General features: G+C 73.6%; 20 protein-coding genes. 11 read left to right on the top strand and 9 right to left on the bottom strand.

Annotation, left to right across the window (positions count from 1 at the left end):
* Nucleotides 1-83: 83 nt before the first annotated feature.
* The 3 genes from ACWEK3_RS14945 to ACWEK3_RS14935 all read right to left on the bottom strand — a co-directional run bounded on the left by ACWEK3_RS14945 (nt 84) and on the right by ACWEK3_RS14935 (nt 4,297).
* Nucleotides 84-1,814 (bottom strand): N-acetylmuramoyl-L-alanine amidase, encoded by a 1,731-nt coding sequence (locus tag ACWEK3_RS14945; RefSeq protein WP_453249824.1) that lies wholly within the window; start codon nt 1,812-1,814, stop codon nt 84-86.
* Nucleotides 1,815-2,249: 435 nt separating this feature from the next.
* Nucleotides 2,250-3,932 (bottom strand): hypothetical protein, encoded by a 1,683-nt coding sequence (locus ACWEK3_RS14940; protein ID WP_453249823.1) that lies wholly within the window; start codon nt 3,930-3,932, stop codon nt 2,250-2,252.
* 2 nt (nt 3,933-3,934) lie between these two features.
* The gene (locus ACWEK3_RS14935; protein WP_453249822.1) at nt 3,935-4,297 is read right to left on the bottom strand and encodes a hypothetical protein; all 363 of its coding nucleotides are present in this window, start codon (nt 4,295-4,297) and stop codon (nt 3,935-3,937) included.
* A 144-nt stretch (nt 4,298-4,441) separates the two neighbouring features.
* Between ACWEK3_RS14935 and ACWEK3_RS14930 the strand changes: the two genes are divergently transcribed.
* From ACWEK3_RS14930 to ACWEK3_RS14920, 3 genes are all read left to right on the top strand, one after another.
* Nucleotides 4,442-6,424: a histidine kinase gene (locus ACWEK3_RS14930; protein ID WP_453249821.1), complete on the top strand. Its 1,983-nt coding sequence runs from the start codon at nt 4,442-4,444 to the stop codon at nt 6,422-6,424.
* Nucleotides 6,412-7,053 carry a response regulator gene (locus ACWEK3_RS14925; RefSeq protein ID WP_453249820.1) on the top strand — a complete coding sequence of 214 codons (642 nt, stop codon included), beginning with the start codon at nt 6,412-6,414 and terminating at the stop codon, nt 7,051-7,053. Before ACWEK3_RS14930 ends, ACWEK3_RS14925 begins: the two co-directional genes overlap by 13 nt.
* A 132-nt stretch (nt 7,054-7,185) precedes the next feature.
* The gene (locus ACWEK3_RS14920; protein WP_453249819.1) at nt 7,186-7,881 is read left to right on the top strand and encodes a ScbR family autoregulator-binding transcription factor; all 696 of its coding nucleotides are present in this window, start codon (nt 7,186-7,188) and stop codon (nt 7,879-7,881) included.
* Between the two features lie 70 nt (nt 7,882-7,951).
* On the opposite strand, the gene ACWEK3_RS14915 is transcribed toward ACWEK3_RS14920, so the two are convergent.
* Together ACWEK3_RS14915 and ACWEK3_RS14910 are read right to left on the bottom strand one after the other, a co-directional pair.
* Complete coding sequence (locus ACWEK3_RS14915; RefSeq protein ID WP_450541100.1) at nt 7,952-8,320, bottom strand: MazG-like family protein; 369 nt, start codon at nt 8,318-8,320, stop codon at nt 7,952-7,954.
* Between the two features lie 150 nt (nt 8,321-8,470).
* Nucleotides 8,471-9,016, bottom strand: coding sequence for a DoxX family protein (locus ACWEK3_RS14910; RefSeq protein WP_450541101.1), 546 nt, complete (start codon nt 9,014-9,016; stop codon nt 8,471-8,473).
* A gap of 142 nt (nt 9,017-9,158) precedes the next feature.
* Here ACWEK3_RS14910 and ACWEK3_RS14905 point away from each other — a divergent pair, with 142 nt between their 5' ends.
* The 3 genes from ACWEK3_RS14905 to ACWEK3_RS14895 all read left to right on the top strand — a co-directional run bounded on the left by ACWEK3_RS14905 (nt 9,159) and on the right by ACWEK3_RS14895 (nt 11,904).
* Nucleotides 9,159-9,485 (top strand): nuclear transport factor 2 family protein, encoded by a 327-nt coding sequence (locus ACWEK3_RS14905; RefSeq protein WP_361409124.1) that lies wholly within the window; start codon nt 9,159-9,161, stop codon nt 9,483-9,485.
* Nucleotides 9,486-9,514: 29 nt separating this feature from the next.
* Nucleotides 9,515-10,549 carry an aldo/keto reductase gene (locus ACWEK3_RS14900; protein WP_453249818.1) on the top strand — a complete coding sequence of 345 codons (1,035 nt, stop codon included), beginning with the start codon at nt 9,515-9,517 and terminating at the stop codon, nt 10,547-10,549.
* A gap of 158 nt (nt 10,550-10,707) precedes the next feature.
* Complete coding sequence (locus tag ACWEK3_RS14895; RefSeq protein ID WP_450541105.1) at nt 10,708-11,904, top strand: D-alanyl-D-alanine carboxypeptidase family protein; 1,197 nt, start codon at nt 10,708-10,710, stop codon at nt 11,902-11,904.
* Nucleotides 11,905-12,221: 317 nt separating this feature from the next.
* Here ACWEK3_RS14895 and ACWEK3_RS14890 read toward each other — a convergent pair whose 3' ends face one another.
* Complete coding sequence (locus tag ACWEK3_RS14890; protein WP_453249817.1) at nt 12,222-12,980, bottom strand: SDR family oxidoreductase; 759 nt, start codon at nt 12,978-12,980, stop codon at nt 12,222-12,224.
* Between the two features lie 78 nt (nt 12,981-13,058).
* Nucleotides 13,059-14,099: a Gfo/Idh/MocA family protein gene (locus ACWEK3_RS14885; RefSeq protein ID WP_453249816.1), complete on the bottom strand. Its 1,041-nt coding sequence runs from the start codon at nt 14,097-14,099 to the stop codon at nt 13,059-13,061.
* A gap of 148 nt (nt 14,100-14,247) precedes the next feature.
* On the opposite strand from ACWEK3_RS14885, the gene ACWEK3_RS14880 reads away from it, so the two are divergent.
* The 5 genes from ACWEK3_RS14880 (at nt 14,248) to ACWEK3_RS14860 (ending at nt 19,668) form a co-directional block, all read left to right on the top strand.
* Entirely contained in the window at nt 14,248-15,555 is a 1,308-nt protein-coding gene (locus ACWEK3_RS14880; protein ID WP_453249815.1) for a multidrug effflux MFS transporter, read from the top strand.
* Entirely contained in the window at nt 15,504-16,691 is a 1,188-nt protein-coding gene (locus tag ACWEK3_RS14875; protein WP_450541113.1) for a serine hydrolase domain-containing protein, read from the top strand. The genes ACWEK3_RS14880 and ACWEK3_RS14875 overlap by 52 nt, the downstream gene beginning before the upstream one ends.
* 447 nt (nt 16,692-17,138) lie before the next feature.
* Nucleotides 17,139-18,134: a small ribosomal subunit Rsm22 family protein gene (locus ACWEK3_RS14870; RefSeq protein WP_453249814.1), complete on the top strand. Its 996-nt coding sequence runs from the start codon at nt 17,139-17,141 to the stop codon at nt 18,132-18,134.
* A 69-nt stretch (nt 18,135-18,203) separates the two neighbouring features.
* Nucleotides 18,204-18,833, top strand: coding sequence for a TetR/AcrR family transcriptional regulator (locus ACWEK3_RS14865; protein WP_450545315.1), 630 nt, complete (start codon nt 18,204-18,206; stop codon nt 18,831-18,833).
* 100 nt (nt 18,834-18,933) lie between these two features.
* Nucleotides 18,934-19,668 (top strand): bifunctional DNA primase/polymerase, encoded by a 735-nt coding sequence (locus ACWEK3_RS14860; protein WP_384424955.1) that lies wholly within the window; start codon nt 18,934-18,936, stop codon nt 19,666-19,668.
* Nucleotides 19,669-19,731: 63 nt separating this feature from the next.
* Here ACWEK3_RS14860 and ACWEK3_RS14855 read toward each other — a convergent pair whose 3' ends face one another.
* Together ACWEK3_RS14855 and efeU are read right to left on the bottom strand one after the other, a co-directional pair.
* Entirely contained in the window at nt 19,732-20,733 is a 1,002-nt protein-coding gene (locus ACWEK3_RS14855; protein WP_450545313.1) for a hypothetical protein, read from the bottom strand.
* Complete coding sequence (gene efeU / locus ACWEK3_RS14850) at nt 20,693-21,565, bottom strand: iron uptake transporter permease EfeU (protein ID WP_450545311.1); 873 nt, start codon at nt 21,563-21,565, stop codon at nt 20,693-20,695. Before efeU ends, ACWEK3_RS14855 begins: the two co-directional genes overlap by 41 nt.

Raw genomic sequence — 21,565 nt, 5'->3', positions numbered from 1 at the left:
CGGTACAGCGACCGGCGCCGCCGCCCCGGCCGATGGGGACAAGTCGGCCGGTGGGGGACGGGGCGGCGGCGTGGCCGGGCGGGTCAGCGCGTGGTGTAGCGGGACTGTCCGGCGGCGGTGCGGATGCCCGGCAGCGCGGAGTAGAGGGTCTTGCCGGGGCAGAGGGTGGCGTAGCCGTCCCGGTGGCCGGAGACGGTGTTCAGGACGGCCTTCTGGCCGGTCTTGTACACGCCGGTGTCGTCGGCCGCGGTGAGGGTGACCTTGGCCTGCGGGTCGACGCCGTCCAGGCCGAGCTTCCAGGCGGCGAGGTCGGCGATGGCCTGCTTGGCGGCGGCGGTCGGGGTGCCGCCGTTCTCGTAGTCGCCCAGCAGGGAGATGCCCGCGGAGTCGCCGTTGAAGCCGTAGGTGTGGGCGCCGCGCACCCGTTGGCCGACGCCGCCGGCGCGGCCCTCGAAGACGGTGCCGCACTTGTCGACGAAGAAGTTGTAGCCGAGGTCGTTCCAGCCTTGGGTGCGCACGTGGTAGACGAGGATCGCGCGCATGATGGCGGGTGAGTCGGCGCAGCCGTAGTCGTTGGTGCCCGCGGTGTGGTGGACGAAGACGGCCTTCACCTTGGCCAGGTACTCGGGCGGGTCCTTGACCAGGGACTCGTCGGCGCCCCAGGAGGCGCGGTCGACGATCGCGGGGGTGGCGGGCTCGGTCGGCCCGGTCGGCGCCGTCGTCTCGGGTGCCGAGGGGGCGGGCGGCTGGGAGGCTTCGCCCGTGGGCTTTGGGGCCGATTCGGCCGGCTCCGGACGGGTGCTGTCGCCGGGGGCCGGGGAGTCGCCGGAGTCTACGGGGCCGGTGGGCTCCGAGCCGGCGGTCGGCTGTGTGTCCGAGCCGGTGTCCGAGGTGGGTGCGGGTGCCTCGGTGGAGGGGTCGGCGGAGCCGGTCGGCTCCGGTGTCTTACCGCCGTCGTCGGTCGTGGCCTCGGCGGTGGGGGAGGGGGCCGGGTCCGAGGAGCCGTCGCCGTTGCCGGTGCCGCCGGTGGGCGTGGCGGACGAGGCGGTGTCCGGTGGGGTGTCGCCGGGCACGGAGGAGGAGTCGGGGGAGGACGGCTGCTGGGTGGGGGCCGCGGTCTCGCCCGCGGAGTCCCCTGGCTTCGTGCCACCCTTGCCGTTGCGGTTGCCGTTGCCGTTGCCGTTGCCGTTGCCGTTGCCCTGGCCTTGGCCGTTGCCCTTGTTCTGGCCGTTGCCCTGACCCGGGCCGTTCCCCTTGTTCTGGCCGTTCGCCTTGCCCTTGCCCTGGGGGGTGGTGCCGGGGTCGATCAGGTCGAGGCGCAGCCCGTCGGGGACGGTGGTCTGCTTCCCATCGGCCATGACCCGGGCCTCGACCGCGTCGGAGGGGCCCACCCACAGCGGTTCGGAGGCGCCGCGGGTGCCCGGGGCGCGGCCTTCGTCGGTCTCGGGGCCGACCGTGTCGAAGTCGAGGTCGTGCCAGTCGGTCCACTCGCCGTCGGCGGCGGCGCGGGTGCGTATCTGGGCAGTGCCGTCGAAGGTCCTGGCGCGGTCCTTCCAGGAGACACCGATCAGGGAGAAGGCCTTGGTGTCGGTGCGGGGAAGGGCGCGCTTCGAGCTGGCGGAGCCGATGAGCGCGATGGTGTCCGCCCTGGCCGGCCGGGCTTCGTCGGTGCCCGTGCCCGAGGAGTGATCGGGGGGCAGGACCACGGCGGCCGTGGCCAGACCCGCGCCGCCGATCACGGTGGCACCGACGGCCAGCCAGACCCGGCGTCTGTCGGTACGTGCGCGGCGGGAACGGGATCTTGAGGAGCTCATGGTCTTCCCTCGGGGTTGTCGAGTGCGTGCTCTTCGCGATCAGGCAGCGCGCGGGGAATGCCGGTCGGCGGATTCGAAGGCGACGCAGCTCGATGACGTGCCGTCGTCATTTCCGTCCTCCCGCACATGCCATTTCGCTGTTGCGTGAATCGGCGTTTATACCCGGCGCTGGTAACGGCTGTCCACTGCACGAAATAACGGACAATCGGCGCTCCTGCTTCGTTCGGAGAGTCAGTAAGGTTGGTCAAGTGCCGGTAATGTCCGGTCGCTTGACATAGCGCCTGCGAGATGGCTAGAAATCGGGCGCGGCCGCCCATGGCATTGCCCATGGGCGGCACGGAGGAAATACGTCGCACGTCACCCGCCGATCCGGAAAAAGGGGGTCCAATTTCTGGAACGCGGAATTCATGGCTCCGGTCGGTCTTCGGAATCGATTCACCGCCGCAGCGGCGGCAGGTCGAACTCGTCGTCGGGCATGCGCAGCAGCAACCGGCCGGCCGCCACGAAGCCGACCGCCGTGAGCCCCCATCCCACCAGGTCGAGTTCGCGCACCCCGCTCAGCACGGAGGCGAGGTGGATCGGCTGCGCCACCGTCAGTCCGGCCGCGAGCCAGACCGGCACCACCCGCGCCCGCCACAGCGCCAGCCCGAGCAGCACCGTGCCGAGCAGGTGGCCGATCACGAAGACCCCGGACAGTACGTCGGACCAGAACCCGTCCTGAAGGCCTGCCGCCAGCTGGAACGCGGTCTCCCGGTCCAGACCGTGCCGGGTGCCCACCGCGTGGGTGAGGATGTCCACGTATCCCCCGGAGGCGAACAGCGCGGTGTAGCCGGGGAACGCCACCAGTACGGCGGCCGTGGTGAGCACCGGCGCCCGCCGACGGGTCACCCAGGCGACCGCGACCACGCCACTGCACGCGAGAACTGGCCCGATCGCGCCCGTCCAGACGGCCACCGCCTGGTATCCGGTGGCGGCGACCAGCTTGTCGAAGATCTGGCGCGGTTGGTCGGACAGCGTGTCGTAGGGCAGGAGGTAGCGGCCGACGGTCACGATCAGGGCGGCGACCGGCGCGGTGACCGCGAGCAGCACCCGCCAGACCGTACGGGCGTCCCGCCCGGGCCGCCGGCCGTGTGCCGCCGCGTGTTCCCGCCCGGGCCGCCCGCCGTGTGCCGCCGCGTGTTCCCGTTCGGGCTCGTGCGCCGCCTGCTCGCGTCCGGGTGGCCCGCCGGGCGCGGTCTGCTCCGGTCCGGACAGCTCACTGGGTGCGGCAAGTTGACGCCCGGACGGCCCGCCGTCCGCCGTCCGCTCGCGTCCCGACAGCTCGCCGGTGGGCGCCCGTTCACGCCCGGACGGCCCGCCCGTCGACGTCGGTTCCCACCTTGTCCCCCCGTCGGCCGCTGCCAACTCCCGTCCGGCGGGAGGGAGGTCGAAATCGTCGTCGCCGGTGCGCAACAGCGTGACCGAGGCGCCGGCGTAGCCGACTGCGGTCACCACCCAACTCGCCGCGCAGGCCGTGGTGCTGACGGCCCCCAGCAGATGCGCGGGGCCGGACACCGCGAGGGCCGCGCCGACCCACGCGTGCGTCACCCTGCCCCGCCACAGTGCCAGGCCCAGCAGAGCCAGCCCGATCGCCTGCCCGAGCAGGAAGAACACGGTCAGCAGCCCCGCCACGGGGTGCGCCTGCACGGCGTCGTCCAGAGCCGTCGCCAGCCCCGGATCGAGACCCTTCTCGGCGGCGACCAGGGCAGCCTGGTCGGAGTCGGGCGCTCCCATGGAGGCGGCGAACGCCGTCATCGTGAGCAGCCCGCCGTACAGCGCCAGGCGCGGGGCGCCGCGGCGGGCGGTCCAAGCGGTCACCAGAGTCGCCGGGATCATCAGCAGCACGAAGACCAGCGACAGCCAGAGCGCGGCCCGGGCGGCGCCGAGGTGGGCCGCACTGCCGGCGATCGCCCGGCGGAAGTCGGCACCCGGCGGGAACGGGACGACGAGCATGTTCACCGCCACCGCCAGCGCGGGCAGCGGCGCGACGACCGCCGCCGTCACCCGCCAGAAGCCGCGTAGGTCGCGGACGGGACGACGGGTCGGCACGCGGGTGGAGGTGTCGGCCACGGTGGTCATGGTCATCCCTCCGTCGCGGCGCGGTCCCGCAGTCCCGGGGCGATCAGGGCGACGCAGGCGAGGGTGAGCAGGATGGCGAGCACGACGAGGCCGACCAGCGCTCCCGGCACATCGTCGGCGAAGAACACCGGTACGGCGCTGAGCGCCGACAGCAGTCGGGTGACGATCACGGCCACCGCTCCGGCGCGGCTGCCGCGCCAGGCCAGGACGACGCCGACCAGGGTGATCAGTCCGATCATGGCGCCCGCCACGGCGACCGCGAACGGGGGGTGTTCACCGTCCCCGAACGGCATCGAGACCACGTCGATGAGACCGAGCAGGCCGGCCAGGACCAGCCCGGTGACCAGAACACGGGAGCGCTTCACGGGATCCTCCTGTGCAGGGGGCGAAATACCGACGTCCGGAGTCTGGGGCCGCGTACCGGGCGAACGGATCGGGGCCGGCCCGGGACCGTGTCTCCGTGCTGACACGTATTCACTCCCGGTGACCGCCCGAACTACCCTGAGGACGTGGCAACTCGGCGTCTGTCCGCGACCGCCGCCGCAGTCCTGACGTGCCTGCTGGCGGTTGCCGGAGTGGTGCTCGCCGTGCTCACCGGCGACGCCGGCGCGGCTGCGGCGTTCGCGGTCGGCGCGGCCTTCGGGCTGCCGTCCGTCGTGCTCGGCGTGCTCGTCGCCGTCCGCCGGCCGGACAGTGTGGTCGGCCTGCTGCTGGTGCTGGTCGGCGCGACGACGGTGTGGCTCACGGTCAGCGACCTGTCAGCGTCGGCCCTCGCCCGGCGACCCGACCTGGCGGTCTCCTCCTGGTACGCGGCGCTGTCGCAGGGCGACTGGATGTTCCTCTACGTGCCCGCCGCGCTGCTCATGCTGGTCTTCCCCGACGGGCGGCTGCCGGGCCGGCGCTGGCGCTGGGCGGTTGCCGGGCTGCTGGTCGTGCCGACGCTGTTCACGCTGATCACGGCTGTGGACCCCGGACCGTTCCGGCAGCCCTTCGAGTCGATCCCGCACCCCCTGCGGCTCTCCGAGCCCTATGGGCCGGTGCTGGGCGCGGTGGCGCTGTTCCTGCTGCCGGTCTTCCTCGGGCTGCTGATCGCCTCCGCGGCGGCGGTGGTCGTCCGCTACCGGCGGGCCACCGGCGAGGTGCGGCGGGCACAGCTCAAGTGGTTCGCGCTCGGTGCCGCCTTCCTGCCGCTGACCCTGCTGCTGTGCTGGGCCGGCTACCTGCTCCTCGGCGGGCCGGAGTTGGCCGTCGTCGGTCTGGCGGCGACGGCCCTGGCGATCCCGGTGGCGACCACGATCGCGGTGCTGCGGCACGACCTCTACGACATCGACCGGGCGATCAGCACCGCCGTCAGCTACGGCCTGGTGACCACGGTCCTGCTGGGCTTCTACACGGCGGCCTCGTTCGTGGCCGGCCTCGGCGCCGGACGGACCTCACCGGCGGTGGCCGCGGCGGCCACCGCTGTCTGCGCCGCCGCCCTGTCTCCGCTGCGCTCCCGGCTCCAGCGATGGGTCGACGGACGGTTCTACCCGGCGCGGCAGGCCGCGTTGACCGCCATCGAAGGCCTGCGCGTCCGTACCCACGCCGGCCAGGACCGGCCCGAGCGGTTGGAGCAGGCGCTGCGCGAGGCCCTGCGCGATCCGTTGCTCCGGGTCGGCTACCGGCTGCCCGGTGCGTCCGGGCTGGTCGACGTGGCGGGCACGACGCTGGATCCGGGGGAGGCGCACGTGGCTCCGGTGCGACTCGGCGGCCATGACATCGGCGCGATCGTCCGCGGTGGCACCGGCAGCCGGGAACTGCTGCGCGAGGTGGCGTCCGCCTGCACCCTGCTCATCGAGGTGGTCCGGCTGCGTATCGAGGTCAGCCGGGCACTCGACGAGGCCGCGGCCGGCCGCACCCGGCTGCTGCACGCCGGATACGAGGAGCGGCGACGTCTCGAACGCGACCTGCACGACGGGGCGCAGCAGCGACTGGTCTCCCTGGGCATGGCGATCCGCCTGGCGCAGCGCCACCTCGCCGACGGCACGGTCGACGTCGACGACCTGCTCGACCAATCGGTGTCCCAACTGGCTTCAGCTGTGGCCGAGTTGCGGCAGATCGCGCACGGTCTGCGGCCGAGCAGCCTCGATGACGGGCTCGGCAACGCGCTGGCCGTACTGGCCGGCCGGGCACCGGTGCCGGTGCGGCTCGAGGTCGCCGCCGACGACCTTCCCGAGGATGTGGCCATGACCGCCTACTACGTGGCGAGCGAAGCGATGACCAACGCGGTCAAGCACGCCGGCCCGGCCGCCATCGGGGTCCGTGTCCACCAGGTCGCCGGCCAGGTCACCGTGCGGATCGGCGACGACGGGCCGGGCGGGGCCACCCTGCGCCCGGGTGCCGGGCTGGCGGGGCTCGCGGACCGGGTCGAGGCGGCCGGTGGCACGCTGCGGCTGACCAGCCCGGCGGGCGGCGGCACCGTGGTGGAGGCGGTGCTGCCGTGCGTGTGGTGATCGGTGAGGACTCGGCGCTCTTCCGGGAGGGCCTGGCCCGTCTGCTGGCCGACTCCGGGTACGAGGTGGTGGCCAAAGCGCAGGACGCACCAGAGCTGGTCTCGGCGGTCACGGCCACGCGCCCCGATCTGGCGATCATCGACATCCGGATGCCGCCCGACCTCACCGACGACGGCGTCCGGGCGGCCCGGCGGATCCGCGACACCCACCCGGAGATCGGGATCGTCCTGCTCTCCCAACATGTCGAGACCCGGCACTCCGTCGACCTGGTGTCCCGGGGGAGGTTCGGCTACCTGCTCAAGGACCGGGTGTTCGACGTCGACGACTTCCTGGACGCGCTGCGCCGGGTGGCGGCCGGGGGCTCCGCCCTCGACCCCGAGGTGGTGTCGCGACTGATCGGGGCGCACCGGACCGCCGATCCGCTGGAGTCCCTGACCGTCCGGGAGCGCGAGGTGCTGGCGCTGATGGCGGAGGGCCGCACCAACGTCGGCATCGCGCGCCGGCTGTGGCTCACCAACCGCACGGTGGAGACCCACGTCAGTTCCATCCTCACCAAGCTCGGCCTGGCCCACTCCGTGGAGGACCACCGCCGTGTGCTGGCGGTGCTCCTCTATCTCAACCGGGCCTGACCGCTCGTCACCGGATCCGACTCGACCCGTCGTCACCAGCCGCTTCTGCGGAGGACTTCACCGGGCTCGGCAGGGTCCATCCTGCGCTAAAGTACGTCAAATTCGGTCCGCTTTTCCCCTTGGGAGAGTCCCGTGGCTCAGCAGGAGCGTGCCATCCGGACCCGCCGCGCGGTGCTTGAGGCGGCCGCCGCGGTCTTCGCCGAACGGGGTTACGCCGCGGCCACCGTCGCCGAGATCCTCAGCCGGGCCAAGGTGACCAAGGGCGCCATGTACTTTCACTTCGACTCGAAGGCCTCCCTGGCCCGGGGCGTGCTCGCGGCGCAGGCCGGCATCGAGTACCACGTGCCCCGCGAACTCAGGCTCCAGGAATGGGTGGACGCGGGGATGACGCTCGCCGTCCGCCTCCCCAGGGAACCCCTGCTCCTCGCCGGTGTGCGGCTCTCCGCCGATCTCCAGGGCCGTGACGTCTTCGGCAGCGTCTGGCCCGCCTGGACGCAACGCACCGCGGATTTCATCGAGGAGGCCAAGAGGCGCGGCGAAGTGCTGCCGCACGTCGTGCCGGAGACGACCGCGCACCTCTTCCTCGGGGCCTGGATCGGCGTCCAGTTCGTCTCCCAGGCGGTCGCCGGATGGGCCGATCTGGAGCGGCGGATGGCCGATCTCTTCGAGCACGTGCTGCCGGCCATCGCCACCCCGGCGGTACTGGCCCGGCTCGACACGGCTCCCGACCGGGGAAGCCGTGTCATCGCGGAGGCGGAGGCGGAGGCGGTGTCGCAGTCGGAGCCGGAGGCCGTGTCGCCGACCGTCGTGGCCGCCGGCGGCGGATGAACGGCGGGACGCTCGCCGCACGGCCGGTCGGAACCGGCCAGTTGGAACCGGCCGATCGGAACCGTTCCGGTCAGGCCTCCCCGCCCGACCCCAGTGACCGCTGCCTGACCCGGTCCAGATGACGGGTGAAGACCTCCCGGGCCTGCGGGGTCAGGGTGCGCAGGGCCACCAGAGCGGTGATCACCACGTCGCACAGCTCCGCCTCGACGTCGTCCCAGGTGTGGGTGGTGCCCTTGCGCGGGTTCCGGCCGGTCGCGCCGATCACCGCCTGGGCGACCTCGCCGACCTCCTCCGACAGCTTCAGGACCCGCGGCAGCACCGCAGCCTCCCGGCCCTCGCCGAGGGGGCGGTGCGCGTCCAACCAGGCCCACAGGTCGTCGACGGTGGACCAGATGTCCTCGTGCGGTGCCGGCGCGGTGCCGGGGTGCTGATCGCTCATGCAGCGCAGCCTGCCACGACCGCCGGTTCCTGTTCCCGGTCTGGCCGCGGCCCGCCATGGCCGTCGGACCTGTTCCCGGCCTTGCGGCGGCCCGCCATGGCCGTCGGACCCGTTCCCGCCCGCGCCGCGGCCCGCCACGACCGCCGCGTCCTACTCCTCGAAAAGCGCCTCCTGCTCCCCCTCCTTCTCCTTACGCAGCCGCCGCACCCGCGCGCCCAGGACCACGGACGTCGCCGCGGCCACCGTCGCGAACGCCGCCGGGACCATCCAGCCGCGGTTGACGGTGTGCCCGAGGGCGTGGTCCACGGAGAGCCGGCCGGGGCCCGCGATCGCCAGGCCCGCGGAGGTCAGGCCCAGCGAGGCGGCGTACTCGTAGCCGCCGCTCTGGGCGAAGAAGCCGCTGGGCGCGTGCACCGCCGCCGCCCCCGCCATCGCGCCGGCCGCCGACGCGCCCGCCGCCGGGGTCGCCAGGCCCATGGCCAGCAGCAGACCGCCGCCGGCCTCCGCCAGCCCCGCCGCCATCGCGCTCGCCTTCCCCGGCCGGTAGCCCACCGACTCCATGAACCGGCCGGTCCCCTCGATCCCGCCCCCGCCGAACCAGCCCAGCAGCTTCTGCGCGCCGTGCGCGGCCAGCACGCCGCCGGTACCCAGCCGGAGCAGCAGCAGGCCCAGATCGCGTCGGTCGTAACAGGTCACGGTGACTCCCCAGGCAGACGGCGGAGGAGCAGCGGTTTCGGACTCCTTCCGGGTGTCCACCGTCGCACCGACCACACCCGCCGGGCCCGCCCTGCGCGCCGTTCGGGTGGCGGGGCCCGGGAACCGGTGTGACGCTGCCGACATGACGATTCAGACCGCCCGACTGAGCGACCCGGCTGTCCGTGCCTTCGTCACCGCCGTCAACGCCCACGACCGCGAGGGCTTCATGCAACTCCTCGCGCCCGGCGCGACCATGGCGGACGACGGAGCCGACCGCGACCTCGCCGAGTGGATCGAGCAGGAGATCTTCTCCACGCACGGCCACATGGAGGTCGACAAGGAGTCCGCCGGCGGCCGCGCCCTCCTCGCCCGCTACAGCAACGACACCTGGGGCGAGATGCGCACCCGGTGGTCGTTCACCATCACCGACGACGGCCGGATCTCGCGGTTCGAGACCGGCCAGGCGTAGAACACGGACACGAGTCCCCGTACGGTGCCTTGCCCTCGCGCGCACTCCAACTCGTAGCGTTCCCGGGCATAGAGACCACCACCTGCACAAGGACACTGGGACGTGGCGGGATCGAGGTCAGCGCGCTCGGCTTCGGGTGCTGGGCGATCGGAGGGGAGTGGCAGTCGGCGGACGGGCAGCCGCTCGGGTGGGGCGCGGTGGACGACGAGGAGTCCGTACGGGCCATCCGGCGCGCCCTCGACCTCGGCGTCACCTTCTTCGATACCGCTGATGTCTACGGCTGCGGGCACAGCGAGCGGCTGCTCGGGCGGGCCCTGGGCAAGCGCCGGGACGAGGTCGTCGTCGCCACCAAGTGGGGCAACCTCTTCGACGAGCGCACCCGCACGGCCGACGGGCAGGACGCCACGCCCGAGCACGCGCGTCGCGCCCTCACCGCCTCCCTCGCCCGCCTCGGCACCGACCACGTCGACCTGTACCAGCTGCACCTCTCCGACGCCCGTCCCGACGACGCGGCCGGCCTCCGGGACGCCTGCGAGGAGTTCGTGGCCGAGGGGCTGATCCGGGCCTACGCCTGGAGCACGGACGACCCCGCCCGCGCGGCCCTCTTCGCCGAGGGAGAGCACTGCACGGCCGTGCAGCACGCGCTGAACGTGCTCCAGGACGCGCCCGGGATGCTCGCGCTGTGCGAGGAGAGGGACCTCGCGAGCGTCGACCGCAGCCCGCTGGCCATGGGACTGCTCACGGGCAAGCACGCCGGGCGCGCACCCCTGGAGGCGGGGGACATCCGCAGCCGGCCGCCCGCCTGGCTGCCGGGCTTCGGCGACGGCTCCGGTGCAGACCCGGAGTGGCTGGCCCGCGTCGAGGCGCTGCGCGAGGTCCTGACCAGCGGCGGCCGCACGCTTGCCCAGGGCGCCCTGGCCTGGCTGTGGGCGCGCAGCGCGCGGACCGTTCCCATCCCCGGGTTCCGCTCGGTCGCCCAGGCCGAGGAGAACGCGGGCGCGCTCGCCAAGGGCCCGCTGACCGCCGCCCAGCTGGCCGAGACCGACCGCATCCTGGGGCGGTGAGCTTGCGAGAAGCGTGCGTGGCACGGGCGGGAGCGGGCGTGGAGAGGGCGGGAGCGCAATCCGACAGGGCATTCGGTAACCTGTCCTTTGATGATCTTTTAATCAGGCTTTGAGGACATGTCACGCATGGGCTCGGGCTCGCTTTGTACGGTCCCCGGGTGCTTGATTCCTCTCGGTCCCCCCACCATCTGTCCCGGCGTTCCCTGCTCACCCTGGCCACGGCCGCCCCGCTGACCGCCGTGACCGCCACCGGCCCGGCCGCGGCCGCGCCCCCCGCCCGCGCCGCCGGCGTGATCGGTGGCGAGCGGCTGGCCCGTGCGGGGGTGCAGGTGAGCGGTGCCACCGGCCTGCCAGGCCGCCTCACCGCCCGTGCCTGGCTCCTCGCCGACTGGGAGACGGGTCACGTGCTCGCCGCCCACCGCGCGCACCAGCCCCTCGCGCCCGCCTCCACGCTGAAGATGCTGTTCGCGGACACGGTGCTGAGGAAGTTCCACCGCGACGAGCGGCACACCGTCACCGACGCCGAGCTGGCCGACATCCCCATGGGCTCCAGCCTCGTCGGGATTCAGGCCGGGACCACCTACACGGTGGAGCAGCTGTGGCAGGGCGTGTTCCTGCGCTCGGGCAACGACGCCGTGCACGTGCTCGCCCACATGAACGGCGGGGTGGCGAAGACGGTCGCCGAGATGCAGGCCAGGGCGGAGGACCTCCAGGCCCTGGACACCCACGTGGTCAGCCCCGACGGCTTCGACCACCCCGGTCAGCTGTCCTCGGCGTACGACCTGACGCTGATCGCCCGGCACGGGCTGCGCAACGCCGACTTCCGCGGCTACTGCGGCACGCACGACGCCGACTTCCCGGCCGGCCGGAACAAGAGCTTTCAGATCCAGAACACCGACCGCCTGCTGACCGGCGCCTGGGACCTGAGGGCGTACAAGGGCCTGATCGGGGTGAAGAACGGCTACACCAGCGACGCCGGAAACACCTTCACCGGCGCGGCCGTACGCGGCGGCCGCACCCTGCTGGCCACGGTGCTGAACCCCCCGACCGGCAGCAACGCCGTCTACGAGGAGACCGCCGCCCTGCTCGACTGGGGCTTCGGACAGGGGCGTTCCGCGCAGCCCGTCGGCACGCTGGTCGAGCCGCTGAGCGAGGGTGGGGCGAAGGTGGACGCGGGCCCCCCGCTCGGGAAGCAGGCCGCCGCCGGTCCGCCGGGCGCGGCGGCCGGCCGCCCCTCGACCTGGCGGCTGCTGGAGGGCGCGGGCGGGACGGTCGCGCTGCTGACCGGCGGTATGTGGGCGCTGCGCCGGCGCCGGGCCGCGGCCGCCGACTCCGGAGGCCGCCACCGGCGCTGAGCCGCGGCCGTCCGAGCCGCAGCTTTATGTGCGGCAGCCGTTCCACGCACCGGTGCGTACCCCGCGATCCCCCCTTGCGGGGTCCACCCCCGACCGGTGGCGTGGAACGACTGCCGCCTTCCCCCCCGAGATGTGGCTCTGGGTCCGGCCGGCGGAAGCGCGCCGCTCCAACTGTGAAGCTCTGATGGAGGAGATGTCGAGCATAGGTGTGCCACCGGCCCCGATGGTAAGGAGGTTGGAAATCCGCTTGTGCAGATTGCCCGTCGGCGGCCCGTTTCGCCGTCCGTCCCGGGCCGTTCGGCTCCGTTCCGGACCGCTCAGCCCCGCCCCACGTACGGCATCGTCGTCGCCAGCACCGTCGCGAACTGCACGTTCGCCTCCAGCGGCAGCTCGGCCATGTGCAGCACGGTGCGGGCCACGTCGGCGACGTCCATCACGGGTTCCGGGACCACCTCCCCGTTGGCCTGGAGGGCGCCCGCCTCCATCCGGGCCGTCATGTCGGTGGCCGCGTTGCCGATGTCGATCTGCCCGACCGCGATCCGGTACGGCCGCCCGTCCAGGGAGAGCGCCTTGGTCAGGCCGGTCAGGGCGTGCTTGGTGGCGGTGTAGGGCGCCGAGTGGGGCCGGGGCGTGTGCGCCGAGATCGAGCCGTTGTTGATGATCCGGCCGCCCTGCGGGTCCTGCTCCTTCATCTGCCGGTACGCCGCCTGCGCGCACAGGAAGGCCCCGTTGAGGTTGGTGTCCACCACGTGCCGCCACGCCTCGTAGGACAGGTCCTCCACCGGCACGCCGCCCGGTCCGAACGTGCCCGCGTTGTTGAACAGCAGGTCGACGCGTCCGAACCGCTCGACGGTGGCCGCGAACAGCGCGGCCACGTCGTCCGGCCGGGCCACGTCGGTGCGTACGGCGAGGGAGGCGGCCTCCGGGGCGAGCGCCGCCGTCTCCTCCAGCGTCTCGGGGCGACGCCCCGCCAGGGCCACGGCCCAGCCCGCGCGCAGCAGTTCCACGGCGACGGCCCGCCCGATGCCCGAGCCGGCGCCGGTCACCACGGCGATCTTCGATTGCCTGTCGGTCATGGCACGGAGCGTACGAGGCCGGTCCGCCACGCGGAATCCACTGTCCGCCATACGGATGCCCGCCCGATGCCGCGGGGCTCAGGCGAGCGCGGGCTCCCGGTCCTGGCCGGCCTCCGGTCCGCCCGCCTCCCCCGGATACCGCACGCCGATGCGCTCCCGCACCGCGTCCAGCGTCCGCATCACCGCCAGGGTGCCCTCCAGCGGTACGAGCGGCGACTCCGTCTCGCCGGCACGCAGGGCCCGCATCACCTCCAGCGCCTCGTGTCGCAGGCTGGTGCGCGGACCGTCGGCCGGCTCCGCGGCGAACTCCTCCGGCTCACGGCCGTGCCGGCTCAGCACGAAACGCTCCGGGTGGAAGAAGCCGGCGGGCACGTCGATCCGGCCCTCGGAGCCGGTGACCGAGGCGCAGGTCGCCGTGGAGCCCGTGATGGAGCAGTGCAACTGGGCCAGCGCGCCGCCGTCCCAGGAGAGCAGCGCGCCGGTCTGGAGGTCGACGCCCTCCGCGGAGAGCACCGCCCTGGCCGTCACGTCCGACGGCTCGCCGAGCAGCAACTGCGCGAACGACACCGGGTAGACGCCGAGGTCGAGCAGCGCCCCGCCGCCCAGGCGCGGGTCGCGCAGCCGGTGCGAGGGCGGGAAGGGGCCGGCGAGCCCGAAGTCGGCCTGGACGGTGCGCACTTCGCCGATCGCGCCGTCCTCGACCAGTGCCTTCAGGCGCCGTACCAGTGGATTGCAGTACATCCACATGGCCTCCATCAGGAACCGGTCGTGTTCCCGGGCGAGCGCGACGAGTTCCCGGGCCTGCCGCAGGTTCAGCGTGAACGGCTTCTCGCACAGCACGTTCCGCCCGGCCTCCAGGCACAGACCGGCGGCCGCCCGGTGGGCCGCGTGCGGGGCGGCGACGTAGACGACGTCGACGTCCGGGTCGTGGGCGAGCGCCTCCCAGTCGCCGTAGGCCCGCGGGATCCCGAACCGTTCCGCGAACGCCTTCGCCGGCTCCTCGGTGCGCGAGGCCACCGCCACGACCTCGGCGTCCGGCAGGTCCACCAGGTCCGCGGTGAACGCGGCCGCGATCTGGCCGGTCGCCAGAATCCCCCAGCGCACCGTCTTTTCCGCCATCCCGGACATTTCCGACATCCCGGACCCCACCCTCGATCACGCGTTCCTCGGCACGGTGTACGAGCTGAGAGCATAGGCGGCGGATCAGACGGAGAGGGCCGGACAAGGCCGAAGACGGCCGGTGAGGGCCGGAGAGGGAGGGCCACACATGTCGGAGGGTGGGGCGCCGGCGCCGCACGCGCCGCGGACGGCCGTACCGGAGCGGGGACTCGCCGGACCACCGGCGCGCGCGGCCCGCAGTGCCGGGCTGCTGGTGACCCTGATCCTCGGCGGGCTGACCGCGACGCCCCCGCTCGCGATGGACATGTACCTCCCGTCGCTGCCGGAGGTCACCCGGTCCCTGCACGCCCCGGCCGCGACCGTCCAGCTCACGCTGACCGCCTGCCTGGCCGGCATGGCGCTCGGGCAGATCGTGGTCGGCCCGATGAGCGACCGGTGGGGGCGCCGCCGCCCGCTGCTGGCCGGGCTGGCCGTCTACGTCCTCGCCACCGCGCTGTGCGCGTTCGCCCCGAACGTCGAGACGCTGGTCGCCTTCCGGCTGGCCCAGGGCCTGTCGGGCGCGGCCGGCATCGTGATCGCCCGCGCGGTCGTCCGGGACCTGTACGACGGCGTGGCCATGGCCCGCTTCTTCTCCACCCTGATGCTGATCTCCGGAGTCGCTCCGATCGTGGCGCCGCTGATCGGCGGGCAGATCCTGCGGGTGACGGACTGGCGGGGCGTGTTCGTCGTCCTCACGGTGGTCGGGGCGCTGCTGGCCGTCGTGGTCTGGACCCGGCTCCCGGAGACCCTGCCGCCCGCCCGGCGGCACGGCGGCGGGGTGGGCGAGACGCTGGGCTCGATGCGCCGGCTGCTCGCCGACCGCGCCTTCACCGGGTACCTGCTCGCGGGCGGCTTCGCCTTCGCCGCGCTGTTCGCGTACATAGCCGCCTCGCCGTTCGTGATCCAGGAGATCTACGGCGCCTCCCCGCAGACGTACAGCCTGCTGTTCGGACTCAACTCGGTCGGGCTGGTCATCGTGGGCCAGATCAACGGCCGGGTGCTGGTCGGCCGGGTCCGCCTGGACCGGGTGCTGGCCGTCGGCCTCGCCGTGGTCATCCTGGCCGCGACCGGCCTGCTGCTGATGGCCGCGGGCGTCTTCGGGCACGTGGGCCTGGTGCCCGTGGCCGCCGCGCTGTTCGTGCTCATGTCCGCGATGGGCGTCACCCTGCCCAACACCCAGGCGCTCGCCCTGATGCGCACCCGGCAGCACGCCGGTTCCGCGTCCGCCCTGCTCGGCACGTCGTCCTTCCTCATCGGCGCGGTCGCCTCCCCGCTGGTCGGGATCGCCGGGGAGCACACCGCCGTGCCCATGGCGCTGGTCCAACTGGCGGCCGCACTGGTGGCGCTTGCCTGCTTCATGGGAATGTGCCGTCCCTGGAGGCCACGTGCGGCCGAGAGCCCGGGGGAGGAGAGCTGAGCGCACCGAGACTGCGCGGGGACACACCGGAGAAGGCCGGACTGGACCCCGCCGAGCTGCGTCACCTCGTCCGCGAGGTCCACGACCTCACCACCGGGGAGAACCCCTGGGCGGCGGGCACCGTCGTGATCGCCGGGCGTGGTCCGGTGGTCGCCGTCGCGGAGGCTGCGGGCTGGGCGGTGCGGTACGCGTCCTACGACCCCGCCACCGACCGGGGGGTCGAACTGCCGCCCGCCCAGCGGGTGCCGATGACCCTGGACACGCCGTTCGACCTGGCCTCCCTCACCAAGCTGTTCACCGCGGTCGCCGCCGTGCAGCAGATCGAGCGGGGCACGCTGGGCATCGACGCGCGGGTGGGGGCGTACCTGCCGGAGTTCCGGGCGGCCGCCGCGCACGGCGTCACCGTACGGCAGTTGCTCACCCATACCTCCGGGCTGCGCCCCGAACTCCCGCTGTACGACTGCCCCGACGACGCGTCCCGGTCGGCGATGCTGCGCGCGGAGGCCCCGCTGGGCGAACCCGGCACGTACACCTACTCGGACCTCAACCCGCTGCTGCTCCAGCACGTCCTGGAGCGGATCACCGGACGCACGCTGGACGTCCTGGTCCGCGACGGGATCACCCGCCCGCTGGGCATGGCGTCGACCCGCTTCGGCCCGTGCCCCGGCGCGGCGGCGACCGAGGACCAGCGGCGGCCGTGGGCCAAGGCGGACCGGGGGATGCTGCGCGGTGAGGTCCACGACGAGAACGCCTGGGCGCTGGGTGGTGTGGCCGGGCACGCGGGCCTGTTCTCGACGGCCCCCGACCTCGCGGTCTTCTGCCGCACGCTCCTCGCGGGCGGCTCCTACGGCCCCGCCCGGATACTGGGCCCCGACTTCGTCGAGCTGCTGCTCGCCGCGCCGGGCCTGGGTTTCGCCGTGGATCAGCCGTGGTTCATGGGCGAACTGGCGGGCGGCGGCGCGGCGGGCCACACGGGCTTCACCGGTACGTCCCTGGTCCTCGACCCCGCCACGGACACCTTCCTGATCCTCCTGGCCAATACGGTCCACCCCCGCCGCCGCCCACCGACAAGCACCCCACGCGCGGCAGCGGCGACCTGGCTGGCCCGAGCGGTACGGGCGGCCCGCCGGGTTTGAGGGGCGCGGGGGTCTGGGCGGTGTGTCGGGCCTGAGGGGCGCGAGCGGTCTGGGCGGTGTGCCGGGCTTGAGGGGCGCGGGCGGGTCCGGGGCGGCTCGCCGCGACCTGGCTGGCCCGAGGGGTACGGGCGGCCCGCCGGGCCTGAGGCGCGCGGGCGGTCCGGGCGGCCTGCGCGGCGTGAACGGCGGGAAACGGTCCGGGCGCCTGTGGGCTTTGGAGGCGCGAGTGATCTGGAGGCGGCCTCCGGGGCTTGATTGAGGCGTGAGGGGTCCGGGCGGCCTGCCGGGCATGAGAGGCGTGAGCGGTCCTGGCGACCCGCCGAGCCCGTGGGCGCGGCGGTTTGGGTGGCCTGCGCAGCATGAGCGGCGGGAGCGGTCCGGGTGGCCTGCCGGGCCTGGGGGACGCGCGCGGTCCGGGTGGCCTGCCGGACCTGAGAGAATCGCACGGTGAACGACGTCGTACCCCCGTCGGAGACCCTCCGCTCCGCGCTCTCCGGTCTGCTCGACGGGCTGCCGCCCCGGCAGGCCGCGGGTGCCGTGGAGCGGCTGATCGCCAACTACCGGGGGAGCACCCCGACCGACGCGCCGATCCTGCGCGACCGCGCCGACGTGGTCGCCTACGCCGCCTACCGGATGCCGGCCACCTTCGAGGCGGTGCGCTCGGCGCTGGAAGCGTTCGCGGAGGCCGCACCCGAGTGGACGCCCAGCAGCCACACCGACGTCGGCGGCGGGACCGGCGCCGCCGCCTGGGCCGTCGGTGCCACCTGGGACGGCATCCGGCCGGTGACCGTGCTCGACTGGGCCGAGCCCGCGCTCGCCCTCGGACGGGAGATCGCCGAGGCCGACCCGGCCCTGCGGGAGGCCCGCTGGCAGCGCGCCCGGATCGGCGCGGCGCTCACCCTCGACGACACCGATCTCGTCACCGTCTCCTACGTCCTGGGCGAGCTGACCGAGGCCGACCGCGCGGCCGTCGTGGACGCCGCCGCGGCCGCCGCCCGCGCCGTCGTGGTCGTCGAACCCGGCACACCCGACGGCTACGCCCGGGTCATCGAGGCCCGGGGCCGGCTGATCGCGGCCGGCTTCCAGGTCGCAGCGCCCTGCCCGCACAGCGCCGCCTGCCCGATCGTGCCCGGCACCGACTGGTGCCACTTCTCGGCCCGGGTCAGCCGGTCGTCCCTGCACCGCCAGGTCAAGGGCGGCTCCCTCGCCTACGAGGACGAGAAGTTCAGCTACGTCGCCGCCACCCGCTTCCCGGTCGCCCCGGCCCCCGCGCGCGTCGTCCGCCGCCCCCAGATCCGCAAGGGCCAGGTCCTTCTGAACCTGTGCGCGCCCGACGAGGGCCTGCGACGGGAGACGGTCACCAAACGCCACGGCGACCTGTACAAGGCGGCCCGCGACACGGACTGGGGCGACCCCTGGCCGCCCCCCGACCCGACGCGCTAGCAACCGGCCCCGCTCGGTGCGGAAGGAGCGGCGAGACGCGTCGTCTCACGCCCCTGCTACCGTCGGCGCATGCCCGACAAGCCCGCCCCCGACGCCAGCCGCCGCAGTGAGAAGTCCCGCCGCGCGATCTACGCCGCCGCCCTCGCGCTCGTCGCCGAGACCGGGTACCCGAAGACCACGATCGAGTCGATCGCCGCGCGGGCCGGCGTGGGCAAGCAGACGATCTACCGCTGGTGGCCCTCGAAGGCGGACGTGCTCATGGAGGCGTTCCTCGACCTCGGCGAGCAGGCGGCGGCCCGGCAGGGAGACGCGCAGGGGGAGGGGCAGCCGGACGGGATCCCCGACACCGGCGACCTCGCCGCCGACCTCAAGGCCGTCCTGCGCGCCACCGTCGACGAGCTGTTCGACCCGGCGTTCGAGGCGCCCGCCCGGGCCCTGGCCGCCGAGGGCGTGGTGAACGAGCAGCTCGGCCGGGAGTTCGTGGCCAAGCTGCTCCAGCCACAACTGGAGCTGTACGTCCGCAGGCTGCGCTCGGCCCAGGACGCCGGCGCCGTACGCCCCGGCGTCGACCCGCGCATCGCCCTGGAGCTCTTCGTCTCCCCGCTCGCCCAGCGCTGGCTCCAGCGCACCGCGCCGATCTCCTACGAGTACACCGACACCCTCGTCGACTACGCGCTGTACGGGCTCGCGCCACGCTGAGCGCCGCCGCGGCCACCCCGGTTGCGGGCTCCGGCCCCCCGAGGCGGAGGATGGTGGGAGCATGGGGCATGCTGTCCACACCAGCGAGGTCAGGGGATAGATGAGCGCGGAGTTCGGCGACCGCACCGGCCGGCAGGGCAAACTCACCAGGTGGCTGCGGGGACGCCGCCCCAAGGAGACGGCCGGCGACGGCGGTCGTGAGGACCTGCTGCTCGCTGCCGCCACCGCGGGACTTCCCCTCGCGCCCGCCGCGCACCCGGCCACCGGATACGGCTGCTCCTGCGACCGCGTCGGCTGTCCCACGCCCGCCCGGCACCCGGTGTCGTTCGCCTGGCAGACGCAGTCGACCACCGACCGCGCCCAGATCGAGCGCTGGGCCCGGCACCAGCCGCAGGCCAACTTCATCACCGCGACCGGAATGGTGCACGACGTCCTCGACGTGCCCCTGGAGGCCGGCCGCAAGGCCCTGGAGCGGCTGCTCGCCGAGGGCGTCGAGGTCGGTCCGGTCGCCGAGAGCGACGACGGCCGCATGCTGTTCTTCACCCTCACCCGCGGCACGCCCGAGGACGAGGACGAGTGGTGGCCCTGCGAGCTGGACTGCCATCCGGAGACCATGGACGAGCACCCGGGCCTGCGCTGGCACTGCCGCGGGTCCTACGTCCTGGTCCCGCCGGCCCGCCTGCCCGGCGACGACCAGCAGGTGCGCTGGCTGCGCGGCCCCGAGTACGCCCTCCCGGACCCCCTGAGCCTCCTGGAACCCCTCACCGACGCCTGCGCCCGCCACGCCGCCCAGGAGCCGGACTCCCACTCCACCACCTGGCCCCTGCACCACTGAACCTTCGTGGCCCGGGGGTTTCGACCGGGACGCCGTGTGCGCGGTCCGTGCGGGTCCCGGGCGCTACTCGCCCTGGGCCGAGGTGAGGCCCTGGACGCGGGCCAGTATCGACACCCGTTGACCGGCCGCGCCCCTCGGCGGGTCGAGGGCCACCTGGTTGGATATGAACTCCATCGTCAGGGACTGCCTGACCTCGCCCGTGGTGAGGGCCTGGACGTCCTTGTTGGGGGTGGGGACGGAGGCCCCCTCGGCGGCGGTCTGCTTCTCGTAGTGGCGGGTGGCGAAGAACACCAGCGCGCCGCCGTCCGCGGTGCGCAGCGCCAGCGGGGCGTAGGCGCCGTCCGCCATGGGCTGGTCGATGTACTGCCGCGCCAGCCCCGGCCGGCTCGCGGCCTTGGTACGCAGCTTGCGCCAGCCGGTGGTGTGCGTGCCGTCGGCGAAGGCGTCCCCGCCGCTGTCCAGGTACGTCGCGTAGTCCTTGCTCAAGTCGCCGGGCGCGGCCGCCAGTTCGGTGCTGCTCTCGGGCAGGGCCTCGGCCAGGCCGTCCGTGTCCTTCCGGAACTCCGGCACGTCGCCGGGGGCCGCCAGCGTCAGATACGCCACCCGCCACTCCTCGGTGGCGCCGTAGCGCAGGAACACCAGCAGCCAGCGCTGGTCGCCGCCCTTGTTCCCCTTGGCGTCGGCGAGGAACCAGCGCGGCCAGCCCGCCTTCTTGGGGATCGTGAACTTCGCGTCCGTCAGCGTCAGCGGCGTGTGCGCCGAGTTGCCGCTCGGGTTGTTGGTGCGCCCCGCCTTCAGCCGCGCCCCGTCGATGGCGCCGAGCGCGCCGGTGACGAAGTCCGCGTCCAGGGTGCGGTCGTAGGCCTTGTCGGCCTCGTTGTAGGCGTCGGTGAACCGTGTCAGCGCCTGCGCGGCATCCGCGGGGGTGGTGGCCGGAAGCACCTCACGCTCTCCGTGCACCACCACGCACCCGCTCGCCGTCAGCGTCAGCGCGGACGCCGTGACCGCCGCCGTCGCCCAACGCTCAAGCCTGCGAAGCCTGTGAGGGCCGCGAACCCTGCTCATCAGCCACCGAAACCTTCCTCTTCCCGGAGGCGAACCCTACCGGGGCGAAGAAGAGCGTGAGCGTCGGGACCAGGTACAGCAGCCACACCGTGACCTGGAGGATGGTCGGGTCGGGCTGGAAGTTGAACACGCCCTTCAGCAGCGTGCCGTACCAGCTGTCCGGCGGGATGGTGCCGCTGATGTCGAAGGCGAGGTTGCCCAGCCCCGGCACCCAGGCGGCCTCCTGGAGGTCGTGGACGCCGTACGCCAGCACACCCGCCGCGACGACGACCAGCATGGCGCCGGTCCAGGTGAAGAACTTGGCGAGGTTGATCCGCAGCGCGCCCCGGTAGAACAGCCAGCCCAGGAAGACCGCCGTGGCCAGGCCGAGGGCGACCCCGATCAGCGGGCGCGGGGTGCCGTCGGAGGCCGCGTGGACCGACGCCCACACGAACAGGGCTGTTTCCAGGCCCTCACGGCCCACGGCCAGGAACGCGGTGGCGACCAGCGCGCCCGTGCCCATCGCCAGGGCCTGGTCCAGCTTGCCGTGCAGTGCGGACTTCAGATGCCGGGCGGTGCGCCGCATCCAGAAGACCATCCAGGTCACCAGGGCGACGGCGAGGACCGACAGGCCGCCGCCGAGCGCCTCCTTCGCCTCGAACGTCAGCTCCTGGGAGCCGAATTCGAGGACACAGCCGAAGCCCATGGCGATGGCGACCGCGATGCCGATACCGGCCCAGACGGGCTTCAGGGCGTCCCTGCGGCCGGTCTTGACCAGATAGGCGATCAGGATGCACACGACGAGGCTGGCTTCCAGCCCCTCGCGCAGACCGATCAGATAGTTGGAGAACAC

The sequence above is a fragment of the Streptomyces sp. NPDC004721 genome (assembly GCF_053601495.1).
Note: the sequence above shows the minus strand (reverse complement) of the source record. Positions and strands in the feature narration are given on the sequence as shown.

Coding starts and splice junctions, on each gene's coding strand:
- ACWEK3_RS14945 (WP_453249824.1), bottom strand. CDS start 1,814: ATGAGCTCCTCAAGATCCCGTTCCCGCCGCGCACGTACCGACAGACGC.
- ACWEK3_RS14940 (WP_453249823.1), bottom strand. CDS start 3,932: ATGACCACCGTGGCCGACACCTCCACCCGCGTGCCGACCCGTCGTCCC.
- ACWEK3_RS14915 (WP_450541100.1), bottom strand. CDS start 8,320: ATGAGCGATCAGCACCCCGGCACCGCGCCGGCACCGCACGAGGACATC.
- ACWEK3_RS14905 (WP_361409124.1), top strand. CDS start 9,159: ATGACGATTCAGACCGCCCGACTGAGCGACCCGGCTGTCCGTGCCTTC.
- ACWEK3_RS14890 (WP_453249817.1), bottom strand. CDS start 12,980: ATGACCGACAGGCAATCGAAGATCGCCGTGGTGACCGGCGCCGGCTCG.
- ACWEK3_RS14885 (WP_453249816.1), bottom strand. CDS start 14,099: ATGGCGGAAAAGACGGTGCGCTGGGGGATTCTGGCGACCGGCCAGATC.
- ACWEK3_RS14880 (WP_453249815.1), top strand. CDS start 14,248: ATGTCGGAGGGTGGGGCGCCGGCGCCGCACGCGCCGCGGACGGCCGTA.
- ACWEK3_RS14865 (WP_450545315.1), top strand. CDS start 18,204: ATGCCCGACAAGCCCGCCCCCGACGCCAGCCGCCGCAGTGAGAAGTCC.
- ACWEK3_RS14860 (WP_384424955.1), top strand. CDS start 18,934: ATGAGCGCGGAGTTCGGCGACCGCACCGGCCGGCAGGGCAAACTCACC.
- ACWEK3_RS14855 (WP_450545313.1), bottom strand. CDS start 20,733: ATGAGCAGGGTTCGCGGCCCTCACAGGCTTCGCAGGCTTGAGCGTTGG.